The sequence below is a fragment of the Hymenobacter sp. UYAg731 genome (assembly GCF_054061335.1).
In genome coordinates, this window is the sequence record NZ_JBSSEC010000004.1 from 850,807 (window position 1) to 871,729 (window position 20,923).

Annotated in this window: 23 protein-coding genes; 13 read left to right on the top strand and 10 right to left on the bottom strand. The window is 59.8% G+C overall.

What is annotated here, in order from left to right:
* Positions 1-45 precede the first annotated feature (45 nt).
* Positions 46-1,080, top strand: coding sequence for a phytanoyl-CoA dioxygenase family protein (locus ACVWYF_RS15700; protein ID WP_457069650.1), 1,035 nt, complete (start codon positions 46-48; stop codon positions 1,078-1,080).
* 140 nt (positions 1,081-1,220) lie between these two features.
* Here ACVWYF_RS15700 and ACVWYF_RS15705 read toward each other — a convergent pair whose 3' ends face one another.
* The 4 genes from ACVWYF_RS15705 to ACVWYF_RS15720 all read right to left on the bottom strand — a co-directional run bounded on the left by ACVWYF_RS15705 (position 1,221) and on the right by ACVWYF_RS15720 (position 2,308).
* Positions 1,221-1,406 (bottom strand): hypothetical protein, encoded by a 186-nt coding sequence (locus tag ACVWYF_RS15705; protein ID WP_457069652.1) that lies wholly within the window; start codon positions 1,404-1,406, stop codon positions 1,221-1,223.
* A 242-nt stretch (positions 1,407-1,648) separates the two neighbouring features.
* Positions 1,649-1,909 (bottom strand): hypothetical protein, encoded by a 261-nt coding sequence (locus ACVWYF_RS15710; RefSeq protein WP_457069654.1) that lies wholly within the window; start codon positions 1,907-1,909, stop codon positions 1,649-1,651.
* Positions 1,891-2,103, bottom strand: coding sequence for a hypothetical protein (locus ACVWYF_RS15715; RefSeq protein WP_457069655.1), 213 nt, complete (start codon positions 2,101-2,103; stop codon positions 1,891-1,893). Before ACVWYF_RS15715 ends, ACVWYF_RS15710 begins: the two co-directional genes overlap by 19 nt.
* Positions 2,096-2,308 (bottom strand): hypothetical protein, encoded by a 213-nt coding sequence (locus ACVWYF_RS15720; RefSeq protein WP_457069657.1) that lies wholly within the window; start codon positions 2,306-2,308, stop codon positions 2,096-2,098. Before ACVWYF_RS15720 ends, ACVWYF_RS15715 begins: the two co-directional genes overlap by 8 nt.
* 74 nt (positions 2,309-2,382) lie before the next feature.
* Here ACVWYF_RS15720 and ACVWYF_RS15725 point away from each other — a divergent pair, with 74 nt between their 5' ends.
* Positions 2,383-2,640 carry a hypothetical protein gene (locus ACVWYF_RS15725; protein ID WP_457069659.1) on the top strand — a complete coding sequence of 86 codons (258 nt, stop codon included), beginning with the start codon at positions 2,383-2,385 and terminating at the stop codon, positions 2,638-2,640.
* Between the two features lie 64 nt (positions 2,641-2,704).
* Here the strand turns inward: ACVWYF_RS15725 and ACVWYF_RS15730 are convergent, their stop codons facing one another.
* Both ACVWYF_RS15730 and aspS read right to left on the bottom strand, forming a co-directional pair.
* Complete coding sequence (locus ACVWYF_RS15730; RefSeq protein WP_457069661.1) at positions 2,705-3,166, bottom strand: hypothetical protein; 462 nt, start codon at positions 3,164-3,166, stop codon at positions 2,705-2,707.
* A gap of 4 nt (positions 3,167-3,170) precedes the next feature.
* A complete protein-coding gene (aspS, locus tag ACVWYF_RS15735; RefSeq protein ID WP_457069663.1) occupies positions 3,171-4,934 on the bottom strand; it encodes an aspartate--tRNA ligase in 1,764 nt (587 codons plus the stop codon).
* 170 nt (positions 4,935-5,104) lie between these two features.
* On the opposite strand from aspS, the gene ACVWYF_RS15740 reads away from it, so the two are divergent.
* The 3 genes from ACVWYF_RS15740 to ACVWYF_RS15750 all read left to right on the top strand — a co-directional run bounded on the left by ACVWYF_RS15740 (position 5,105) and on the right by ACVWYF_RS15750 (position 6,688).
* Positions 5,105-5,545 carry a hypothetical protein gene (locus ACVWYF_RS15740; protein WP_457069665.1) on the top strand — a complete coding sequence of 147 codons (441 nt, stop codon included), beginning with the start codon at positions 5,105-5,107 and terminating at the stop codon, positions 5,543-5,545.
* A gap of 147 nt (positions 5,546-5,692) precedes the next feature.
* Positions 5,693-6,247, top strand: a complete 555-nt coding sequence (locus tag ACVWYF_RS15745) for a hypothetical protein (protein WP_457069667.1) — start codon at positions 5,693-5,695, stop codon at positions 6,245-6,247.
* Between the two features lie 3 nt (positions 6,248-6,250).
* Entirely contained in the window at positions 6,251-6,688 is a 438-nt protein-coding gene (locus ACVWYF_RS15750; protein WP_457069669.1) for a nucleoside deaminase, read from the top strand.
* 251 nt (positions 6,689-6,939) lie between these two features.
* Here ACVWYF_RS15750 and ACVWYF_RS15755 read toward each other — a convergent pair whose 3' ends face one another.
* Positions 6,940-10,155 (bottom strand): FG-GAP-like repeat-containing protein, encoded by a 3,216-nt coding sequence (locus ACVWYF_RS15755; RefSeq protein ID WP_457069671.1) that lies wholly within the window; start codon positions 10,153-10,155, stop codon positions 6,940-6,942.
* Between the two features lie 476 nt (positions 10,156-10,631).
* Between ACVWYF_RS15755 and ACVWYF_RS15760 the strand changes: the two genes are divergently transcribed.
* Positions 10,632-11,246 (top strand): superoxide dismutase, encoded by a 615-nt coding sequence (locus ACVWYF_RS15760; protein WP_457069673.1) that lies wholly within the window; start codon positions 10,632-10,634, stop codon positions 11,244-11,246.
* 181 nt (positions 11,247-11,427) lie between these two features.
* Positions 11,428-12,558, top strand: coding sequence for an alkene reductase (locus tag ACVWYF_RS15765; RefSeq protein ID WP_457069675.1), 1,131 nt, complete (start codon positions 11,428-11,430; stop codon positions 12,556-12,558).
* Positions 12,559-12,640: 82 nt separating this feature from the next.
* Here the strand turns inward: ACVWYF_RS15765 and ACVWYF_RS15770 are convergent, their stop codons facing one another.
* The gene (locus ACVWYF_RS15770) at positions 12,641-13,441 is read right to left on the bottom strand and encodes a hypothetical protein (RefSeq protein WP_457069677.1); all 801 of its coding nucleotides are present in this window, start codon (positions 13,439-13,441) and stop codon (positions 12,641-12,643) included.
* Between the two features lie 239 nt (positions 13,442-13,680).
* Between ACVWYF_RS15770 and ACVWYF_RS15775 the strand changes: the two genes are divergently transcribed.
* Positions 13,681-14,967: a nucleoside permease gene (locus tag ACVWYF_RS15775; RefSeq protein ID WP_457069679.1), complete on the top strand. Its 1,287-nt coding sequence runs from the start codon at positions 13,681-13,683 to the stop codon at positions 14,965-14,967.
* Between the two features lie 110 nt (positions 14,968-15,077).
* Here the strand turns inward: ACVWYF_RS15775 and ACVWYF_RS15780 are convergent, their stop codons facing one another.
* Positions 15,078-15,488 carry a nucleoside-diphosphate kinase gene (locus tag ACVWYF_RS15780; RefSeq protein ID WP_457069681.1) on the bottom strand — a complete coding sequence of 137 codons (411 nt, stop codon included), beginning with the start codon at positions 15,486-15,488 and terminating at the stop codon, positions 15,078-15,080.
* Between the two features lie 226 nt (positions 15,489-15,714).
* Between ACVWYF_RS15780 and ACVWYF_RS15785 the strand changes: the two genes are divergently transcribed.
* The 5 genes from ACVWYF_RS15785 (at position 15,715) to ACVWYF_RS15805 (ending at position 20,064) form a co-directional block, all read left to right on the top strand.
* Positions 15,715-16,761 (top strand): DHH family phosphoesterase, encoded by a 1,047-nt coding sequence (locus ACVWYF_RS15785; RefSeq protein WP_457069683.1) that lies wholly within the window; start codon positions 15,715-15,717, stop codon positions 16,759-16,761.
* Positions 16,762-16,798: 37 nt separating this feature from the next.
* A complete protein-coding gene (locus ACVWYF_RS15790; RefSeq protein WP_457069685.1) occupies positions 16,799-17,842 on the top strand; it encodes an FKBP-type peptidyl-prolyl cis-trans isomerase in 1,044 nt (347 codons plus the stop codon).
* Between the two features lie 90 nt (positions 17,843-17,932).
* Complete coding sequence (locus tag ACVWYF_RS15795) at positions 17,933-18,532, top strand: FKBP-type peptidyl-prolyl cis-trans isomerase (RefSeq protein ID WP_457069687.1); 600 nt, start codon at positions 17,933-17,935, stop codon at positions 18,530-18,532.
* 11 nt (positions 18,533-18,543) lie between these two features.
* Positions 18,544-19,065, top strand: a complete 522-nt coding sequence (locus ACVWYF_RS15800) for an FKBP-type peptidyl-prolyl cis-trans isomerase (protein WP_457069689.1) — start codon at positions 18,544-18,546, stop codon at positions 19,063-19,065.
* A gap of 45 nt (positions 19,066-19,110) precedes the next feature.
* Positions 19,111-20,064 carry an FKBP-type peptidyl-prolyl cis-trans isomerase gene (locus ACVWYF_RS15805; protein WP_457069691.1) on the top strand — a complete coding sequence of 318 codons (954 nt, stop codon included), beginning with the start codon at positions 19,111-19,113 and terminating at the stop codon, positions 20,062-20,064.
* Positions 20,065-20,156: 92 nt separating this feature from the next.
* Here ACVWYF_RS15805 and recO read toward each other — a convergent pair whose 3' ends face one another.
* Complete coding sequence (gene recO / locus ACVWYF_RS15810) at positions 20,157-20,876, bottom strand: DNA repair protein RecO (RefSeq protein ID WP_457069693.1); 720 nt, start codon at positions 20,874-20,876, stop codon at positions 20,157-20,159.
* Positions 20,877-20,923 lie beyond the last annotated feature (47 nt).

Sequence of the window (20,923 nt, forward strand, 5' to 3'; positions counted from 1 at the left end):
GTTGCTGTTGTCTTAACCGTCTATCTACTGACATTTTAACATACGATGAAAACTCAAAATGCACTTGCCAGCTCAGAAGAAATCGGAGAACTGGGCGTACAGCATTTAAAGCGCTTTTGGTCGCATTCGCTGGCGAAACGCAATGGCGTGTTCATCGAGCAAGATGAACGGAACTGGCGTTTTGACAACGTGATTCTGAACGGCCTTTGCTTGCCGCTGGAGGAAACCACGCGCTACCTGATGCAGGTGGCTCCAAGCTTTGCGGAGTTTGAAAACTGGATTCTTTCAAAAAATAACGGGCAGATTGACCCATTACAAATTGAACGACTCAATAGCATCATTTCTCAGCAGCCTTATCCGGAGAGCCTGAAGCAGAATCTCCGCAAAATTGAGAGCGAGGAGGATGTTTTGAGCGCTGAAGATTTAGCTTTCTGGGATGAGCATGGCTATGTAATTCTACGCGCTGCCGTTTCGAAAGCGCAAGCGCGGGCGACCGAAAATGCCGTTTGGGAGGTACTGTCAATGGACCCGAACGATTCTGCCACTTGGTATGAAAAGCCCATTGGTAAAGGAATTATGATGGATTTCTACCATCACCCCACACTGCTCGAAAATCGTCAGTCGAAACGAATTCAGAAGGCTTTCGCCCAACTGTGGCAAACGGCCGACTTATGGAAAACGACCGACCGCACCAGCTTTAATCCGCCCGAAACGGCTAGCTACCACTTTCAGGGGCCGCACTTGCATTGGGACATGAGCCTGGAGCCGCCGTTGCATTTTGGTACGCAGGGCCTCCTGTATCTGTGCGACACGCCGGCTGAGCAGGGCGCATTCTGCTGCGTGCCGGGTTTCCACCGCAAACTGGAGGACTGGTTGGCCGCGCTGCCCAAAGGCACCGACCCGCGCCAGGTGAACCTGGATGCGCTGACCGTGCCCATTGCGGCCGAAGCCGGTGATTTCGTTATCTGGCACCACGCCCTGCCGCACGGCAGCAGCCCCAACCACGGCACCTACCCGCGCATCGTGCAGTACCTGAATATGTACCCGGTCGAGTTCAAGGAAAATATAGCTTGGCTGTAATTGGGCAACACAGCACAATATTTCCGTCTCCGTCAAAACAGCCGCGCCGAACCCAATGGGTTCGGCGTGGCTGTTTAACATTAATTCTAAATTGGAATAGCTTGCTTGACGAATAGAATATCCTAATAATCAGAGGACCATTAATTGTATACAGCAGCAGCAGTCGTATTAACCTGCGCAACAACCGTGGCGCGGATGGGCACGGAACGGTAGGTGGGCACGCGCATTTTGTGCATCGGCGAAGCCACCAGCTGCACTTGCATCAGGGAAGCAGCAAGGGCACTCCAGAACAGGAAAACGGCGGCGAAGATGGACAGCTTAGACATATATGCGAGTGGTGAAGTGCTTAACTGATGCAAACCTACTAGACCGGGGCTCGGTCGGATTTTCAACTTCGCCCAAATAGGTTCGCCGTTCGACCAAGGCGCTTGATTGCCCGGCAAACGGTTGGTTTTGCGGCACCAATACCAACTACCCTGACTAGAAGCACAGAAACTACTGCGCCCTAATCTTCCTTCCCATACTTAAGCAGCAGCGGCGACTGAAGTATCAGTCGCCGATTCTATTTCTACCGCACCAGGTTTTCCAGGTCGTTTTGGTCGCGCGGGCGGCCGGCGGCGCGTTTGGCTTGTAGCAGGTGCTGGTACTGAATCAGCCGCACGTTTATGCCGTCCTGCTCAACATCGGTGGCGGCGGCGTAAGCTTCGGAAAATTCCAAGCCTTTGAGCTGGGTAATAACGTCGATAGCAACCGGCGGGCGGCCGAAGGTGAAAACGTCCATGGCCGGATTGTGGAGGAAGTTGTGCGCCGTCATGTCAAAAACGGGCATCCCGAAGTGCTGGAAGGCGCGCACCAGCCGCTCATAGTTTTCGGCCGATTTCTCGACCCACAATCCAGGTCGCCGGTGGTGCAGCTGTAGCCGTGCATGATGACCGAATAGCCGCCCACCAGCACGTAGCGCACCTCGTGCAGCCACAAGGCCCGCAGGAAATCCTGAAAATCGGGGTTTAACAGATTACCCATTGCGGTGGGAGTGCCGGCGCGTGGCAAACGCCGTGCGGTCGAGCCGGGGCGGGTTATCGAGGTCGTAACCGTAGGCCACGCTGTTGAGGTAGGCGGCGGCACGCAGCCGCTCGGCCATCGTGGCGGGCTGATGGCGGGCGTGGTATTGGGCGGCCTGCTCGTGGGTGCCGGCGTGGTGGGCGGTGCGGTCGAGGCGGAAGGGCATTATCAATAGATTTGAGGCATTATTCAATTTGAAGCATTAATATGACAAGTCCAACTAAAAAAACACTTTTCACTATGTTCTGGCTATCTGTAGCCATTAACATCATAATTCAAATTGTTTTTCATCCTTTCATTGCCGGTGGGAATGATGCTGTTTCACTTGCCAGCGCACTTATTGGGCGTGCTGTTGCCTTTTTACTGCTTCCACTCATCGCGCTTGGGATTATACGTCTGATAACATACTTCACAAAGCGCCCTATCAGGCAGGAAACAATTATCTTATGGATTGCATGGGCTATTTTTTTTGTAGTCAGTACGCTGAGCTATTTATGATGAATAAACTGGAATAACAGCAGCGGCGACTGATGCATCAGTCGCCGCTGCTGTTATTCCAGTTTCAAAGTTGCTTTGGTGCATACTTGTTTAAGCAGGCTTGCAGTGTGCGTTCATCAATATCCAGTGCTCGCGTTGACAACCTTGCGAACTCAGTTTTTCGCTCTGGGTAGGTCCTGTCTAAGATTACCAAATAGGTTGAAGTAGAGCGGTAGCCTATTTCGGTTTTAATGATTGGTAATGCTTTTCCCCAAGAGAGAAACCCGAATTCAGCAGACCATATTCCGCTATGCCCGATTTTGAGTTGTGGCCCTTGGTCGAAACCTCTTTTAACTGCCTGCCATATGGTGAATAGTCCTAATAAAGGAACAGCTAAGGCCCACCACGACTCAATCCAATAAGCGAACACAGAACCCCCTAATAGAACCGCTAATCCAATCAGAATATCAAACAGAATTACGCTTTGAGAAAACCCTATTTCGAGTTCGAAGCTGGTTTGTTTCTTGCCGAATTTGGGCTTTTTCATTTAGCTACTTCGCCACCACCGCCGTCTTAATGCTCAGTTCCTTGAGCTGCACCTCCGAAATAGGAGAGGGCGAGTCAATCATCACATCACGCCCCGAATTATTCTTCGGGAAGGCGATGAAGTCGCGGATGGAATCGGAGCCGCCGAAGAGGCTGCACAGACGGTCGAAGCCGAAGGCGAGGCCGCCGTGGGGCGGCGCGCCGTACTCGAAGGCGTCGAGCAGGAAGCCGAACTGGGCCTGGGCTTCTTCGGGGGTGAAGCCGAGGAGGCCGAACATGCGCGACTGCACGGCGCGGTCGTGGATGCGGATGGAGCCGCCGCCTATTTCTACGCCGTTTATCACGAGGTCGTAAGCGTTGGCGCGGGTCTGGCCGATGGTGGCCGGGTTGTCGAGCAGGGCCAAATCCTCAGGCTTGGGTGAGGTGAAAGGGTGGTGCATGGCGAAGTGGCGGTTTTCCTCTTCGCTGAATTCGAGCAGCGGGAAGTCAATCACCCACAGCGGCGAGAAGGTATTGGCGTCGCGAAGGCCCAGGCGGCGGCCCATTTCGAGACGTAGCTCGCTCATGGCTTTGCGGGTTTTGGCTTCGGAGCCGGCCAGCAGTAGGATGAGGTCGCCGGGGTTGGCGTGGAAGGCGGCACTCCACTTCTGCAATTCCTCCTGCGAGTAGAACTTGTCGACCGAGGATTTCACCTGGCCGTCGGCTTCCACGCGGGCGTAGATGAGGCCGGTGGCCCCAATTTGGGGGCGCTTCACCCACTCGGTCAGCTCGTCGAGCTGCTTGCGGGTGTAGGCGGCGCAGGTGGCGGCGTTGATGCCCAGCACCAGTTCGGCGCTGTCGAATACGGGGAAGCTTTGTCCTTTCACGGTTTCGGTGAGGTCGGCGAACTTCATTTCGAAGCGGGTGTCGGGCTTGTCGTTGCCGTAGTCGCGCATGGCGTCGGCGTAAGTCATGCGGGGTACGGTGGGGAAATCGAGGCTTTTGATTTCCTTGAAGAGGTAGCGCACCAAGCCCTCGAACATGTCGAGGATGTCTTCCTGGGTCACGAAGGCCATTTCGCAGTCAATCTGCGTGAATTCGGGCTGGCGGTCGGCGCGCAGGTCTTCGTCGCGGAAGCACTTCACAATTTGGAAGTAGCGGTCGAAACCCGACACCATGAGCAGCTGCTTGAACGTCTGGGGCGACTGCGGCAGAGCGTAAAATTCGCCGGGATTCATGCGGGAGGGCACCACGAAATCACGCGCGCCTTCGGGCGTGGACTTAATGAGGACGGGCGTTTCGACTTCGATGAAGTCCTGGCCATCGAGGTAGCGGCGCACGGCCTGGGCCATTTTGTGGCGCAGCATGAGGTTGTTGCGCACGGGCGTGCGGCGCAGGTCGAGGTAGCGGTACTTCATCCGCAGGTCGTCGCCGCCGTCGGTATCGTCTTCGATGAGGAAGGGTGGCAGCTTTGCGGGGTTCAGAATCTCAACTTTCTCGGGGCGGATTTCGATGCCGCCGGTCGGGATTTTATCGTTTTTGGAGTAGCGCTCGGTCACTTTGCCGGTCACGCTCAGCACGAACTCGCGGCCGAGGTGGCGGGCGGTTTCCCGCACGGCTTCGGCCTCCACGCCTTCTTCGAGGGTGATTTGGGTAAGGCCGTACCGGTCGCGCAGGTCAATCCAAAGGATGCCGCCTTTGTCGCGGGTGCGCTGCACCCAGCCGCAAAGCGTGACGGTTTGACCAATGTGTTCGGGGCGGAGCTCGCCGCAGGTGTGGGTACGTAGCATGGACCGCAGATTTTAACGGATTTGACGGATAAGAACGGATTCGTTCGGTTCCGCTTTTTTGTGCGAAGGTAGCCACTGGGCGGGCGGGGCAAAACCCAAACTTTGGTACGGAGTATGCAAAGGCTGCTGGCAACTGCGTTCCTTTGTTTTCTCAATCCCTTCAAATACCCATGAAATTCTTCCCCGCGCTCGCTCTGGCAACCGCTCTGCTGGCTGCCGGCACTGCCCAGGCTCAGACCAAAATCAAGACCAAGAGCAAGTCCGACAACTCAGGAACCGTCATTAAGTCTAAGTCCTCGGGCGATGCCGTGACGCTGGACGGCCCCATCAAGCGCATCGAAACGCTGTCGGGCATCGACGTATTTCCCAAGGCGAACTCGACCGATATCCTGCTCAGCTTCACCCAGCAGTTCACCAAGCCCGGTACGCTGGTAATGACCGACTACAAGAACAAGGTGATGTACCAGACCGAGCTGGACCCCGCCAACAACACCGGCGCGCCCGTAAACCTGGGCAAGATTCCGGCCGGCACCTACCTGGTAGAGGCCAAAACCGGCAACTACGTGTACTGGAAAAAGGTCCGGATTAAGTACCCCACCATTCGTCGGTAGGTAATCCTGTTTTCGAAAAAAGAACGTCATGCTGAGCTTGCCGAAGCATCTTATACCGCGCAAATAATCTATTTACTGCAGCGGTAGAGATGCTTCGGCAAGCTCAGCATGACGTTCTTCTGTATTGTTACCTATTCCTGCTCCGCTATGAAATTCGCCTCCCTCCTGCTGCTGTTTTTTGGCCTCACGGCTTTCGGTCCCGCGCCCAAGCTTACCACCGTGAAGCTGGCCTCCACCCTGAGCGTGGGCGTACCGGCGGGCTTTGCGCCCCTGCCCGACGATGGCATTGCCGTGAAATACCCATCGCCACGCAAGCCGCTGGCCGTATTTTCCAACCCCAGCGGGCGCGTGGATTTTAGCGTGGCCGTGCGCCCCACCACCTTCGAAAGCTTCGATTACGGCGTGCTGATTAAGATTTATAAGTCCAGCATTCAGCGCCTTTACACCAAGGTTGACTTCATCAAGGAAGACATTCGTACCGTAAACGGGCGCGATTTCATCTATTTCGAATTCGTTTCGACGGTGGCCGACAGCCGGCGCACCGGCAGCCAGCTGGCCCCAATCAAGCGCTATCAGGCGGTGCAATACGCCATTGAGGGCACGCAATTATACGTGTTCACCTTTGTGGCCCCGGCCGAGGAGCAGGCGCAGTGGCAGCCCACGGCCCAGGCCGTGATGGGGGCCATTGTGATGAAGAAATAAGCCGTGCCGGTCACCGACGAATATTTTATGGCCCAGGCGCTGGCCGAAGCCGAAAAAGCCTTCGCCGCCGATGAAATTCCCATCGGGGCCGTCGTCGTGTTCGAAAACCAGATAATCGGCCGAGGCTACAACCAGACCGAGCGCCTGCGCGACGTAACGGCCCACGCCGAAATGCTGGCCCTGACCGCCGCCGCCAACTACCTCGGCAATAAATACCTGGCCGACTGCACGCTCTACGTCACCATCGAGCCGTGCGTGATGTGCGCCGGGGCCAGCTATTGGGCGCAGGTGAAAGCCGTAGTTTTCGGGGCCGACGAGCCGAAAGTGGGCTTCCGGCGGCATGGGGCGCTATTGCACCCGCGCACCAAGCTGCGCGGCGGCGTGCGGGCCGAAGAATGTGCCGCCTTAATGCGGCGATTCTTCAGCTTGAAGAGGAAATAACACGGTACCAGGGCCGGGCCACCGTCAGGTTGGGGAATACGTTCCAAGCTTTGCCACATCCAACTCGACGCTTGAAGAGCACAAAAACCCGCTCCAGGTTATCGCCCCCATTGAAGAAAAGAAGTGCGGCAGGCCACATCGGCGCAGCGGATTAGCAAAGTCATTGATTTGTTGCGAAATCGATAATCCCAAGTAAAAAGCCCCGCCAGCAATGCCAGCGGGGCTTTTTAATGGCCTTGTTGAAGCAGCTACTATTGGCGCACCAAGCGGTGCGTTTGCACCCCTTCGGCGTTGCTCAGGCGGAGGAGGTAGACGCCAGTGACCACGCCCGTCAGGTCGAGGGTGCGGGTAGCAGTACCACCGTTGGCCAGCAGAAGCTGGCTGATGACCACGCGGCCCAGCGCATCCAGCACGGTCAGTTGGGTAGCCGAGCGGAAGCCAGTCAGCTCCAGCGTCACCGCGCCGGTGGGTGTAGGGTTGGGATAGAGCCGGAGGCTGGCCCCGGCAATACCGCTGGTTTTGCTCGCCGTTACCACGAGCACCGTCGAGGGCAGCGACACGCAGCCTTGCGCACTGGTCACCGTCACGGTGTAGGAACCCAGCTGGGCCGGCTGGCCGGTTACCACGTAGGTCTGGCCAGTGGCCCCCGGGATGGCCACCGAGTTCAGGTAGAACTGGTTGCCCGTGGCCGTGCCCGAGGTGAGCGTGGTCGTCGTCCCGTTGTAGGTCGCGGTCAGGGTCGGCGCGGCTGGGCGCGGGTTCACCGTGAGGGTGGCGGTGGCGGTGGCCGTAGCGCAACCGCCGGCAGCGGCTACGGTGTTGGTCACCGTGTAGGTGCCCGCCGAAGAAGTGGCCAGGGTAATGGCCCCGGTGCCGGCATTCAGACTCAGGCCCGCCGGCAAGGCACTGAATGTGCCGGCCGTAGCGCCCGTGCCCAGCGTGGGAGTAATGGCTGGCCCCGCCACCGGGCAGTAAGCCGGAGCGCCGTAGGCAAATGCCGCCGAGGGAGCCGCCGTGACCGTCACCTGCGCCGTCGCGGTGGTGGGGCAGCTGGCCGTGCCCCCGGCGTAGCTGATGGTGTAGGTGCCCGGCGTAGAAGAAGCCAGCGTGATAACGCCGGTCGTCGAATTAAGCGTCAGGCCGGAGGCCGAAGTGAAGCTGCCGCCCGTGGGGCCTGTCAGGGTAGGAACGGGATTGGCGCTGGCGGTCTGGCAGTAGCTAGCGGCTCCGTACGCAATGGTTGCCGTGGGGCACGTCACCGTGAAAGTCAGCGCATTGGAGGTGCCGGCCGGGGTGGTAACCGTGACGGGACCCGTGGTGGCCCCGCTAGGCACCGCCAGCACCACCTGCGTCGCCGAATTGCTGGTGAAGGTGCTGGTGGCCGTGCCATTGAAGCTGACCTGGGTGGCCCCGCCCAACAAGGTACCGGTGATGGTGACGCTGGTTCCCACGGTTCCGCTATTGGGCGAAATGCTGGTGAGCGTGGGCACGGGCACCGTAAAACTGGTGGTGCTGGTAGCAGTGCCTCCGGGCGCAGTAACGCTGACAGGCCCCGTTTGAGCACCGCCGGGCACTACCACGCCCGTGATTTGGGTACCGGCCGCATTCACCGTAAAGCTAGCCGTGACCGTGTTGGCCCCCGTGCCGCCGAAGGTGATGACGCTGGTGCCGGTCAGGTTGGTGCCGGTGATGGTGACCGTGGTGCCCGCGGGGCCGCTGGTGGGGGTGAAACTGGTAATGGTGGGAGCCGGCGCGGCCGCATTGAGCAGAATGCTCACCGATTGCGCGTCCTTGGGATTGGCCGATACCACGTCCAAATCGCCGTCCCCGTCCACGTCGGCCAGGGTGATGTAGTACTTCTGGTCGCCAAGGCGCAGATCGTAGCCGCCGCTGAAGGTACCGCTGCCATTGTTGAGGCGCACGCTCAGCGAGCTGCGCAGGTTGACGTTGCCGGTTATCATATCCAGGTCGCCATCAGCGTCCACATCGGCCGCCGCCACGTAGCCGCCAAAATCCGGGGCCGGGTCCGAGCCGCCCCCGAAGGTGCCGCTGCCGTTGGCCGTGTTGAGGCGCACGCTGGCTTCGGTAAGAATATCGAGGTAGCCATCGGCGTTGACATCGGCCAGGGCCAGCCCTGCGGCCGAGAGTACCGCCACGGTACTCCCGCCGACGTATGTACCGTTGCCGGCGTTCAGGCTAACCCGGACGCTGCCGTTGCCCGCTGCGTCAATAAGCGTGGTCACCAGGTCCAAGTCGCCGTCGTTGTCCACGTCGCCCAGGGCCACCACGTAGGGACCCGTGCCCACCGTCACGCTGCTGCCATTGCTGAAAATCCCGGTATTCGAGCCCGAGGCGTTGCCGCCGTTGAGCATCACGCGCACCGCCGTGCCATTGCCCGTCGTGCCGTTCAGGGACACGACAAAGTCCAGGTCGCCGTCGCCGTCCACGTCGCCCAGCGCTACGGTGTTGGGACCGTTGCCCACCGTTACATCGGAGCCGCTGCTAAACGTGCCGGTGTTGGAGCCGCTGGCATCGCCGCCGTTGAGCCGGATGCTGACGGTGGTGCCCGTGCCATTGCCCCCGCCAAAGCTGGAGGCGACCACGTCCAGGTCGCCGTCGCCGTCCACATCGCCCAGCGCCAGGGCCGTAGACCGTTCGGGCAGGTTGGTGCTCGTGGCGATGGTGTAGGTGCCACTGCCGTTGTTGCGCAGTATGGTTATCGTGCTGGCCGCGCTGTTGGCCGTCACCAGGTCTAGGTCGCCGTCGCCGTCCACGTCGCCGGCTGCTACAGCGGCGGGCATGTTGGGCACGGCCAAGCTGCTGGTGGGCGCAAACGTGCCGCGACCAGTGCCGTCCACGGCCGCCGTAAACTGCTGCACCCGGGGCTGGGCCAGTGAGCCGCCCGCGCTGGCCTGCGCCGCCGTGGTGATGGTGCTGAACACCGTTTCGCCCGGCGAGAAAGCGTACGCGCCGGGGCTAAACGCCACACTGCTGCCGCTCACCACGGCCGGGGTGGTGCCGCGCGTGCGCAGTCCGCCGCGCTGGGCAGAATAAACCTTCAGCGCGGCGGCCGAGCCGGCCGTCAGCGGCTGGTCGAAGGTGACCGTGACCGGCGTGGTGCGGGCCGCTGCCCGGGCATTGGCCGTTGGCGATACGGCCGTAATGGCCAGCGCCGGGCCGGCTGCAAGCACGGTAAAAACGCCGCTGCTGGTGGCGGAGCCCCCCGGCGTCGCAACGCTAATTTGGCCCGTTTGAGCCCCGGCTGGCACAATAATGCCGGTAATCTGGGTGCCGTTGGCATTTACGGTGAAGCCGGTGCTTACCGTGTTGCTACCGGCACCCACAAAAGTGACGAGGCTGGTGCTGGCTAGGCTGGTGCCGTTCAGCGTCAGGCTGGTGCCCACCGGCCCGCTGCTGGGTGTAAAGCTGGAAATGGTTTGGGCCAGGGCCAGGCCTGGGATAACCAACAGCAAGAGCAGTACCGCTATCCATCGGGGTATTGCCGTGGCTAATGGAGAATACAAATGGGTCATACAAATAGTGGGAAGAAAGATAATTGATTAGGAGTTAGACGAATCAGCTGGGCAAAGGTAACCCCGGCACCGTCCCCTAGGGGTCGTTTTACGCCGGGTTCACTAGCGGCCTGAACGCGCCAAAAGATTGTATATGCAACATCCAAATACCGGAAAGGACCAACCGAACGGCCGTTTTTTTTGACGCTTTTGGCGAATAACGGTGCTACTTTGCGCCAATGAAGCCAGCTGGCAGCTTTCGCCTCCCTGCGTTGCGGCTATTTACCGGTATGTTCCGGAAAATACCAGAATTAAGCCTGAATAATCTACTTTTGATAGCGAATGAGCGACTACCCAAACCAGCCGCTGGTCTAGCTGTTTTCATAGCTACTCATTTCACGCACTCTTCACCACCCAAACCCTTTTTAGTTATGGCTTTCGAACTCCCCAAACTTCCGTATGCTTACGACGCGCTCGAACCCACGTTTGATGCGCAAACCATGGAAATCCACCACAGCAAGCACCACCAGGCTTATGTGACTAACCTGAACGCGGCCATCGCGGGCACGGAAATGGAGAACCAGTCCATCGAGGAAATCCTGCACAACATTGCCAAGGCTCCGGTAGCCGTGCGCAACAACGGCGGCGGCCACTACAACCACTCCCTGTTCTGGACCATCCTCTCGCCCACCGGCGGCGGGCAGCCCACCGGCGCGGTGGGCGAAGCCATTACCACGGCGTTCGGCACATTCGACAAGTTCAAGGAAGACTTCACCAAAGCCGCCACCACGCGCTTTGGCTCGGGCTGGGCGTGGCTGTGCAAGCAGCCCGACGGCTCGGTGCAAATCTGCTCCACCCCAAACCAGGACAACCCGCTGATGCCCGAGTCGGGCTGCAAGGGCATACCCATCCTCGGCCTCGACGTGTGGGAGCACGCGTATTACCTCAAATACCAGAACCGTCGTCCCGACTACGTCGCCGCCTTCTTCAACCTCATCAACTGGGAGGAAGTGAACAAGCGCTTTGCCGCTGCCTACGCCGCGTAGCCTCAGGCGTAACGATTTCATATCATTGCCCTAAAGGCCTGTCTCCTACCGGAGGCGGGCCTTTTTTTATTATCAGTGAAGTTGCTAAACTCAGTCGAAAACAATTCGTGTACGTACCTGCTTTATCACCGCGCTTCATCAAACCCGGCGGCCCGCGCAATCCGTCACTTCATCTGCACTTATGTCAAGCAAAGCTTTTGAGCCCGCCAAACTCGGCAACCTCACCCTCGCCAACCACATCGTAATGGCCCCCATGACGCGCAGCCGCGCCCTGGGCAACGTGCCCAACGAGCTGATGGCCGAGTATTACCGCCAGCGCGCCACCGCCGGCCTCATCGTCTCGGAAGGCGTTTCGCCCTCGGCCAATGGCCTGGGCTATGCCCGCATTCCCGGCCTGTTCAACCAGGACCACGTCACCAACTGGCAGCGCGTCACGGAAACCGTGCATCACCACGGCGGCCATATTTTCGTGCAGCTGATGCACGCCGGGCGCGTGTTCCACCCCCTCAACCTGCCCGACGGTGCCGAAGGCATTTCTCCCTCGGCCATAGCCGCCCAGGGCCAGATGTGGACCGACCAGCAGCAGATGCAGGACCAGCCCACGCCCCGCGCCCTCAAACTGGAAGAAATCGCTAAAGTGCGCGACGAGTTCGTACACAGCGCCAAGCTGGCCCTCGAAGCCGGTTTTGACGGTGTGGAACTGCACGGAGCCAACGGCTACCTGCTGGAAACCTTCCTGAACCCCGCCAGCAACCAGCGCACCGACGAGTACGGGGGCAGCATTGAGAACCGCGCCCGCTTCGTGCTCGAAGTAACCAAAGCCGTGGCCGAAGCCATTGGGGCCGAGCGCACTGGCATTCGCCTCTCGCCTTGGGGCGTGTTCAACGACATGGCGAACTACCCCGAGATTGACGAAACCTACGCCTACCTGGCCGAGGAGCTGCAGAAAATCGGCGTGGTATACCTGCACCTTGTCGACCATGAAGCCATGGGCGCGCCGGCAGTACCGGCTGCAACGGTGGCTACTATCCGCGAGAAGTTTACCAACACACTCATCCTGAGCGGCGGCTACAACACCGTAGCCCAGATTGACGCCGCTCTCGAAGGCAAAGCCGACTTGGTGGCCATCGGCCGCCCGTTCATTTCGAACCCCGACCTGGTAGAGCGCCTCGAAAAAGGCCTGCCCCTGGCCGAAAGTGACCAGGCTACCTACTACGCCCCCGGTCCCAACGGTTTCGCCGACGGCTACACCGACTACCCCACGGCCGACGGCCAGCCCGCCGGCACGTTCTCGCCCACTTACGAAGCGTAAGCTGCAAGCGCAGATTTTCTGAGCTGGTGCGAAAATTCAAACCCCCTGGCCTGTAAAGCCGGGGGGTTTTTGCTTTAATGCTTTATAGCGCCACCCCGGCCGCCAGCAGCCGAAACACTGTGCCCACCACCACCAATGCGGCTACCGCCCAGCCTAAGTGCAGTTGGTTCAGGCGTGGAGCAGCTGGCGCGGGAGCATCGTCGGAGTAAGGGCTGCCCATGGCTTTGCCCCAGGCTGCCCCCAGCACCATATTGCTCATAATGGGATAAATCAGGCTAATGGGCGTAGGCCAGGGCCAGCTCAGCGCAGTTATCAGGATGGAGCCCAGCAGCCACGGCACGGCAACCAGGCCCTGCATCAGCTGCCCCCGTAGCGGGCGGGCGAGGCTGCCCAGGCCAAAATCAAGGAACAACGAGGCCGTCCGGCCCACCACCCACTGCACCCCAAATCCCGCCACTACGGCCACCCCCACGGTGGCCCAGATGGGCAACTGCCAGTTGGCTTCTACCTGGCCAATATCACCGTAAGGCACCATTGGCCCAATCAGCAGGTAACCCATAAAGTTAATGAGGCCGAACAACCCCAGATAGAGCCGCCACAAAGCCGAATCGCCGGCACCCCGCTGGCTCCACGCCCAGCTCAGAAACCCAATGCCCTGCACCAAGCTGAGAAGAGGCCCGGCCAGCGCAATAGCTACCTCGGTGCTGGCCGGCAGGTGCTGGGCTAGGTTTTCGACGTGCGTATTGTAGAGCATGGGCTGCCCGCCCAGGTGCTTCGACACCAAGGCATGGCCCAACTCATGCACCAAGGTGGTGAGCAAAAAGGCAGCCGTGTAGTGCAGAGCCGCCGCAATGGCACCCCGCCAGGGAAAAACTGTTTTCATAAGACGCATTGAATGCGGGAACGGAGGCCGTCCCAACCGCAATAAACAACACGTTTCAGCACCGACCCGCGCACTTGCACCCAACTCCCGCGCTGGCACTTCAGCAACCCGCCGGCGCTCTGTTCAGCCGTTACAAGTACCTCCGCTTTGCAGGAGCTTTTTTATTTATCTTTGACGGTCGCGGGCCGTGCGCCGCGCTTGCATTTATCTTATCCCACCCCCTTTTGCCCCGTTCCCGCATGAATACGAAGCTGCGCCTTACCATCCTGAGTTTCCTCCAGTTCTTCATCTGGGGCTCGTGGCTGATTACGATTGGCGCTTATTGGTTTCAAACGAAGCAATGGTCTGGTGCCCAGTTTGGGGCTATTTTCTCGACCATGGGCATTGCTTCCATCTTCATGCCCTCGCTCATGGGCATTGTGGCCGATAAGTACGTGAATGCGGAAAAGCTCTACGGTATTCTGCACATTCTAGGCGGCATCGTGCTGCTCACCATCCCCATGGTGGGCGACCCGACCACCATGTTCTGGGTGATGCTGCTGAACATGATTTTCTACATGCCCACGCTGTCGCTGTCCATTGCGGTGTCGTTTTCGGTGCTGAAAACCGAAGGGCTCGATGTGGTGAAGGACTACCCGCCCATCCGCGTGTGGGGCACCATCGGCTTCATCGTGGCGCTGTGGACCGTTAGCCTGCTCGGCTTTGAGAAATCACCCAACCAATTTTACGTGGCCGCCGGGGCCGCCATCCTGCTGGGCCTGTATTCCTTCACGCTGCCTAAGTGCCCCCCGCAGTCGTCCAATTCTTCCAGCCAGAGCCTGGTCGAAATTCTCGGCCTCAAATCCTTCGCCCTGCTGCGCGACCGCAAGATGGCTACCTTCTTCATTTTTGCCCTGTTGCTCGGCGCTGCCCTCCAACTCACCAACGCTTACGGCGATACTTTCCTGCACGATTTCGACAAAACCCCGGCCTACCAGGACACTCTCACGGTGAAGCACCCGGCCATCATCATGTCCATCTCGCAGATTTCCGAAACGCTGTTCATCTTGGCCATTCCATTCTTCCTGCGCCGCTTCGGCATCAAGCAGGTGATGCTGTTCAGCATGGTGGCCTGGGTGCTGCGCTTCGGCCTGTTCGCCTACGGCAACCCCGGCCAGGGCCTCTGGATGATTATCCTCTCGTGCATCGTGTACGGCATGGCCTTCGACTTCTTCAACATTTCGGGCTCGCTGTTCGTCGAAACCCAGACCCAGCCCAGCATCCGGGCCAGCGCGCAGGGCTTGTTTATGATGATGACCAACGGCTTCGGGGCCGTGCTGGGCAGCTCGCTCAGCGGCCTCATCATCCAGCACTACTTCACCGATGCCAATGGCGTGAAGGACTGGCACAGCATCTGGCTCACGTTTGCGGGCTACTCGCTGGCTATCGCGGTGCTGTTCGTGCTTATCTTCAAACACAAGCACACCACCCAGCCGGCGGAGGACACCGCACACATCGAGCCGCTACTGTCCATTGAGCAAGCATAACTAAGCTCAACAATATAAGATTGGTATAAAAACAGTCTGTTTTTGGTATAAAGAAAAAGCCCGCTCTGCGCATGCAGAGCGGGCTTTTTACTGTCCTGCGGCAGCCGGGACTACTTGGTGCCGAAGAAGAATTCGCCTTCAATCTGGGCGTTTTCGTCCGAGTCCGAGCCGTGGACGGCGTTGGCTTCGATGCTCTTGGCGTACTTTTTCCGGATGGTGCCGTCCTCGGCGTTGGCCGGGTTGGTAGCACCGATGAGGGTGCGGAAGTCAGCCACGGCATTTTCTTTTTCGAGAATAGCCGCCACGATGGGGCCGCTCGACATGTATTTCACGAGGTCGTTGTAGAACGGACGCTCGGCATGCACGGCGTAGAACTCGCCGGCGCGCTCGGCGCTGAGGTTGATTTTCTGGAGCTCCACGATGCGGAAGCCGCCGGCCTCAATCATGCTCAGGATACCACCAATGTGGTTTTCCTGAACGGCATCGGGCTTAATCATCGTGAATGTGCGGTTGGTGGCCATTGCGTTGGTCGGGGGAAATTGAATGTTGAAAAAACGTATTGAGCCACAAAAGTAGCGACAAAGCCCACGGGTTGCTTTGGCCGGGTCCGGCCGGCAGTTGAGATACTTGAAGAGAACCTTCCGGGGGGAGTGCGTTGTTGGGAACGGATTTATGCCGACTTTTGCCGCCCCAATTATTCGTAAGCCACCGGCCCTCAGTTCCGTTTCCGGGCCATTCACGTTGTCGATGTCTAGTTCCATTTCCGCGCTGCAAGCATTGCTGGCGCAGCCCAAACAGGTTGTTATTACCACCCACCACAAGCCCGACGCCGACGCGCTGGGCTCGTCGCTGGCCTGGGCCGGTTATCTTAAGCAGAAAGGCCACCACGTCACGGTGGTCACCCCGTCCGATTATCCGGCCTTCCTCAATTGGATGGAGGGCAACGACGAGGTAGTTATTTACGACAAGCGCCAGAACGACCGCCAGGTGCGCGACCTCATCGCCCGCGCCGAAGTCATCTGCTGCCTCGATTTTAGCTGCCTGGGCCGCATCAATGAGCTGGGCGAGTACATCCGGACAGCCAGCGCCACCAAGGTGCTGGTCGACCACCACCAGGAGCCCGAGGACTTTGCCGACATCACGTTTTCGGTGCCCACGGCGGCGGCCACGGCCGAGCTGATTTTTGAAATCATCCGCGACCTGGGCGACCAGGACCTCATCACCAAGGGCATGGGCGAGGCGCTGTACGCGGGCATCATGACCGATACGGGCTCGTTCCGCCACCCCAGCACCTCGCGCAACGTGCATTTGATTATTGCCGAGCTGCTCAAGGTCAACATCGACTTATCGTCGGTACACCGCCGCATCTACGATTCGCATTCTGAAATCCGACTGCGCTTCCTGGGCTTCATTCTGAAAGACAAGCTGGTGGTTAACCGCGAGTTTAACACCGCCTACATCGCCATCACGCAGGACGAGCTGCGCCAGTACCAGAGCAAAACCGGCGACACCGAAGGCCTGGTAAACTACGCGCTGAGCATCGAGGGCATCGTTTTCGCGGCGGTTTTCATTGACCGGGGCGTGGCCGTCAAAATTTCTTTCCGCTCGGTGGGCAGCTTCTCCGTGAGCAACTTTTCGCGCAAGCATTTCGACGGTGGCGGGCACCACAATGCCTCCGGCGGCATCAGCTACCTGCCTCTCGATGCAACCGTGGAGCGCTTCCTTGGCATCCTGCCCGAGTATAAGGAGCAATTAACGGGGGTGCCCGCTGCCGTAGCGCCGCCGGTGGCGTAACTTTGAACCGTATCTGACCCTCACTTTTTTAATTTTCATGCGTTTTACCTCCCGCTCTGCGCGGCAGCTGGCCCTGGCGGCCGGCGTGCTGAGCTTCGCTTCCCTCACCGCCTGCAACAAAGGCGGGGGTGACTTTGCCAAGACCAAGTCCGGCATCGAGTACAAGATTTTTAAGAAAGTCGGCACCAGCTACGAGCGGCGCGAAATCGGCCCCGACGGCGACCCGACCTACAAGGACCGCGTGGGCAAGTTCCTGCTGGGCAACATGCAGTACCGCACCGGCAAGGACTCGGTGCTCCAGAACACCCGCCGCGACGTGGGCCTGCCCGTACCCCTGCCCCTGCAGGAGCTCAAGCAGAAAGGCATGCCCGACGAGGCACTATCCATGCTCCAGCCCGGCGACAGCGGCGTGTTCCGCTTCCAGGTCGATTCGCTGATTAAGCCCAAGTCGGGCCAGCCGGTGCCCCCGTTCTTGCGCAAAGGCGGCAACGTAGTGCAGATGTTCGTGTCGACCACCGACAAACTCATCACTCAGGCCGAAGCTCAGGCCATGCAGCCGGAGCTGCAAAAGCGCGCCCAGGCTGCTCAGATGAAGCAGCGCATGGCTTCGCCCGAGTACGCTAAGCAGATGCAAGCCCAGAAGGATGCCCAGGCGAAGGCCATGGCCGAGCCGGCCGTGCAGGCCCAGCTGAAAAAGGACGATGCCGTGTTGCAGGAATACATCAAGAAAAACGGCCTGACGGTGCAGAAAACGCCCTCGGGTGTTTACTATCAGGTGCTGAAGCCCGGCACCGGCGCTATGCCCAAAGCCGGCCAGACCGTGAGCGTGAACTACAATGGCACGCTGCTCAGCGGCAAGCAGTTCGACTCGTCGGACAAAGCCGGCAAGCCGATTGACTTCCCCCTCGGCCAGGGTGCCGTGATTCCGGGCTGGGACGAGGGCATTGCCCTGCTCAACAAGGGCAGCCGCGCTATCCTGCTCATTCCTTCGCCGCTGGCCTACGGCACCCGTGGCGCCGGGGCCGACATTCCCGCCAATGCGCCCCTGCGCTTCGAGGTGGAACTAGTTGACGTTCAATAATCTTTCTTAGTAGTGCCGGATTCCGGCCAACGGGCGGCGCAGCATTGCTGCCCGGGCTCCGTTGGTCGGAATCTTTTTATCCTCTTCGCCATGAATAACCCCCTGCTCCGCGCACACCATTGGGTGCTGGCCGCCTGCCTGCTACTGGCCGCTCCGGCCCTCTGGAGCTGTAACTCGCAAACCACCTATCAGAAGCAGCTGGCCGAGCACCAGAATCAGCTAAAGGCCATCGATGAGGACACGATTCACAAGTATCTGGACAAGCATAACCTGCTGAAGAAAGCCCACCGCACCAATTCCGGCCTGTACGTAGTGGATAGCGTGGCGGGTACCGGCACGCCCATCACCACGGGCAAGCAGGTGCGCGTAAAGTACATCGGACGATTTTTGAGCACCGGCGCACATCCGGCTTCCACCGGCTACCCTGCTTCGTACGGCAATCCCGGCATTCTACAGGGCACCGTGTTCGACAATTCCTCCGAGAACCATACCAAGTGTGGCTGCCTGGTGTTCACGGTTGGCAGCGCGTCCAACGTACCCGGGTTCAATGAAGGCCTGCTGCTGATGCGTCAGGGCGACCGGAAGCTACTGCTCCTGCCCTCCTACTTGGCTTATGGCTCCACTAGCTCAGCCACCATCCCCGCCGACGCGGCCCTGATGTTTGACGTGGAAATTCTCGAAGTACTCTAAGCATTTCGCTTATGCACGGCACCACGGGCATTGGATGGGGAATGGGCGGCCTACTGCTCCTGTTGACGCTTGGTGGCCCGGCTGCGCTGGCTCAGGCCAGCCCCAAGCCGGTCGTACCCACTATGCCCACCGCTCCCGCCGCCGGGGCCAGCCCCGACACCGCGCACCTCGCTCCGCAGTTTACGCCGGGCGGGGTGCGCTTTGTTTTTCGGGAGCGCGGCGCGGGGCCGCTGCCAAAGCCCGGCCAGCGCGTGGCCGTGCGCTACACCGGCTTCCTGCCCGATGGGCATATTTTTGATGCCACGGCCGCCTCGGGTGGGCCGGTGCGGTTTCGGGTGGGCCGCAAGGAAGTCATCGCGGGGTGGGATGATTTGTTGCCCCTGCTGCCCGTGGGCTCCCGGGTGCGCGCCTCCATCCCGGCAGCCTTGGCCTACGGCGCGGCCGGCGTGCGCGACCCCGACGATGATTCCCGCTATCTGATTCCTCCCAATACCGACCTGGTCTTTGAGTTGCAGGTGTTGAGCGCACGGTAAGCCCTAATTCCGCAGCTTGCCCTTCCCGAATCTTGCTTAAAAATAATGCGAAACCTGATTTTTGCCGCATTCGGCACCTTGTTTAGTTTGGCCCAACCGGCGCGCGCGCAGGCCCCGGCCACTGGCTTTTCCCGCCTGCCCACGGGCACGGAGTACCGTCTTTTCCGCAAAGATGCCGCCGGGCGCTACCAGCCCCGCGCCCTGGCCCCCACCGATGCACCCTACGCCAGCCGCGCCGGCCAGGTGCTCACAGTGTTCATGGAATTCCGCACGGGCCGCGATTCGGTGCTCATGAACTCGCGCCAGATGCAGCCGCTGCCCCAGCCGGTGGCCCTGCCCGCGCAGGCAACTCCGGGCGGCCTGGAGGAAGCCCTGGGCCTGCTACTGCCCGGCGACAGCGCCATTTTCCGCTTCCCGGCCGATACGGTGTTTGCGAAGACTTTCCGCCAGCCCGTGCCGCCGTTTCTGCGCCGGAGCGGCAACACGCTGGTGGTGCTGGCCAGCGCCCGCGAACTGGTTACAATGGCCGAAATGACGGCCCGCCAGCAGAAGCTACAGGAAGAAAACGCTCGGCAGGGCAAAGCGCTGGCGGCAGCCCAAATGACCAAGGACGTAGCCACCATTCAGGCTTATTTGACCAAGAACAAGGCCACGGCAAAAAAAACGCCGGGCGGCACCTACTACATCTTCAAGAAGCTCGGCACCGGCCTGTCGCCCAAAACCGGCCAGACCGTGCGCGTGCTTTACCGGGGTACGGTGCTGGCCACGGGCCAGGAGTTCGACTCTTCGGCCAAACACGGCAATGAGCCCATTTCCTTTGTGCTGGGCCAGGGCCAGGTCATTCCGGGCTGGGACCAGGGCATTGCCATGCTCAACAAGGGCAGCAAAGCAGTGTTGCTCATCCCGTCGCCCCTGGCCTATGGCCCGCGCGGTGCCGGCGCCGACATTCCCGCCAACGCCGTGCTCCGCTTCGAGGTGGAGCTGGTTGACTTCAAATAACTCGTTATATTTGAAGAACTTCAGGCCTTTGTTTGCAGGAAATCAGGATGTCCCACGGGCAACTGGTTTCCTGCAAACAAAGGCCTGACTGCTTAGTTGAGTACCTGCGACAGGATTTCGAGGGAGCGAATTTCGCCCATCTGCTCTACGTGCAGCTGGTAGTAGCGAATGAGCACGTTCAGCAGCTCGTGGCGCACGCGGCCGTTGGGAATGGTGCTGGTGGCGGGGTCGCGCAGCAGCTCGTCAAAATAGCCATCGAACTCGTGCAGGCGCAACGTGGCCGGGCCAGTCACGCCTTTGGCGGTGGCCGCGTGGCCGGCCATAATTACCTGGTCCGTTAGCTCAGCCCCAGAACTGATGCCAAAACCCAGATAAGCCGCCAATTGCAGCAGAAACGCCAGCGCAAAATTCTCGCTGCCCGCCGCTTGCCGGTCAAAGTCCAGAATGGAATCGTGCAGAAACTGAAACAGGGGTTCGTTCTGCTCTTCCTCGCGCACGGCCCGGCCCACTACTTCCGACAGAAACAGCACCACGCTGCTCTTATGCACATCGTAGGGCAGCGTCTGGAAAGGCTCGGCGCACCGGAATTCCGACAGCCGGGTGAGGCCGCCGCTGCCCCGGGCCACATAGGCTACCAGCTCCAGCAGCGTGAAGGGCTGAAACAGGGCAATGCGCCCCGGCGGCTTGGCCTTGCGCACGCTGTTCACTACGTAGGTCTGCACGCCCAACCGCTCGGTGTACACCCGCGCAATAATGCTCGTTTCGCGGTATTTAAGGTAATTGAGGACAATGCCCCGCGTCTTAATCAGCATGCTATTTAATGGGGCAAAGGGAGGGTAGGCAGGTTTTCAATTGGCTT

Coding starts and splice junctions, on each gene's coding strand:
- ACVWYF_RS15745 (WP_457069667.1), top strand. CDS start 5,693: ATGAAATTCGCCTCCCTCCTGCTGCTGTTTTTTGGCCTCACGGCTTTC.
- ACVWYF_RS15740 (WP_457069665.1), top strand. CDS start 5,105: ATGAAATTCTTCCCCGCGCTCGCTCTGGCAACCGCTCTGCTGGCTGCC.
- ACVWYF_RS15700 (WP_457069650.1), top strand. CDS start 46: ATGAAAACTCAAAATGCACTTGCCAGCTCAGAAGAAATCGGAGAACTG.
- ACVWYF_RS15805 (WP_457069691.1), top strand. CDS start 19,111: ATGCGAAACCTGATTTTTGCCGCATTCGGCACCTTGTTTAGTTTGGCC.
- ACVWYF_RS15710 (WP_457069654.1), bottom strand. CDS start 1,909: ATGCCCGTTTTTGACATGACGGCGCACAACTTCCTCCACAATCCGGCC.
- ACVWYF_RS15730 (WP_457069661.1), bottom strand. CDS start 3,166: ATGAAAAAGCCCAAATTCGGCAAGAAACAAACCAGCTTCGAACTCGAA.
- ACVWYF_RS15720 (WP_457069657.1), bottom strand. CDS start 2,308: ATGCCCTTCCGCCTCGACCGCACCGCCCACCACGCCGGCACCCACGAG.
- ACVWYF_RS15760 (WP_457069673.1), top strand. CDS start 10,632: ATGGCTTTCGAACTCCCCAAACTTCCGTATGCTTACGACGCGCTCGAA.
- ACVWYF_RS15800 (WP_457069689.1), top strand. CDS start 18,544: ATGCACGGCACCACGGGCATTGGATGGGGAATGGGCGGCCTACTGCTC.
- ACVWYF_RS15780 (WP_457069681.1), bottom strand. CDS start 15,488: ATGGCCACCAACCGCACATTCACGATGATTAAGCCCGATGCCGTTCAG.
- aspS (WP_457069663.1), bottom strand. CDS start 4,934: ATGCTACGTACCCACACCTGCGGCGAGCTCCGCCCCGAACACATTGGT.
- ACVWYF_RS15770 (WP_457069677.1), bottom strand. CDS start 13,441: ATGAAAACAGTTTTTCCCTGGCGGGGTGCCATTGCGGCGGCTCTGCAC.
- ACVWYF_RS15705 (WP_457069652.1), bottom strand. CDS start 1,406: ATGTCTAAGCTGTCCATCTTCGCCGCCGTTTTCCTGTTCTGGAGTGCC.
- ACVWYF_RS15785 (WP_457069683.1), top strand. CDS start 15,715: ATGTCTAGTTCCATTTCCGCGCTGCAAGCATTGCTGGCGCAGCCCAAA.
- ACVWYF_RS15715 (WP_457069655.1), bottom strand. CDS start 2,103: ATGGGTAATCTGTTAAACCCCGATTTTCAGGATTTCCTGCGGGCCTTG.
- recO (WP_457069693.1), bottom strand. CDS start 20,876: ATGCTGATTAAGACGCGGGGCATTGTCCTCAATTACCTTAAATACCGC.
- ACVWYF_RS15725 (WP_457069659.1), top strand. CDS start 2,383: ATGTTCTGGCTATCTGTAGCCATTAACATCATAATTCAAATTGTTTTT.
- ACVWYF_RS15765 (WP_457069675.1), top strand. CDS start 11,428: ATGTCAAGCAAAGCTTTTGAGCCCGCCAAACTCGGCAACCTCACCCTC.
- ACVWYF_RS15775 (WP_457069679.1), top strand. CDS start 13,681: ATGAATACGAAGCTGCGCCTTACCATCCTGAGTTTCCTCCAGTTCTTC.
- ACVWYF_RS15795 (WP_457069687.1), top strand. CDS start 17,933: ATGAATAACCCCCTGCTCCGCGCACACCATTGGGTGCTGGCCGCCTGC.
- ACVWYF_RS15790 (WP_457069685.1), top strand. CDS start 16,799: ATGCGTTTTACCTCCCGCTCTGCGCGGCAGCTGGCCCTGGCGGCCGGC.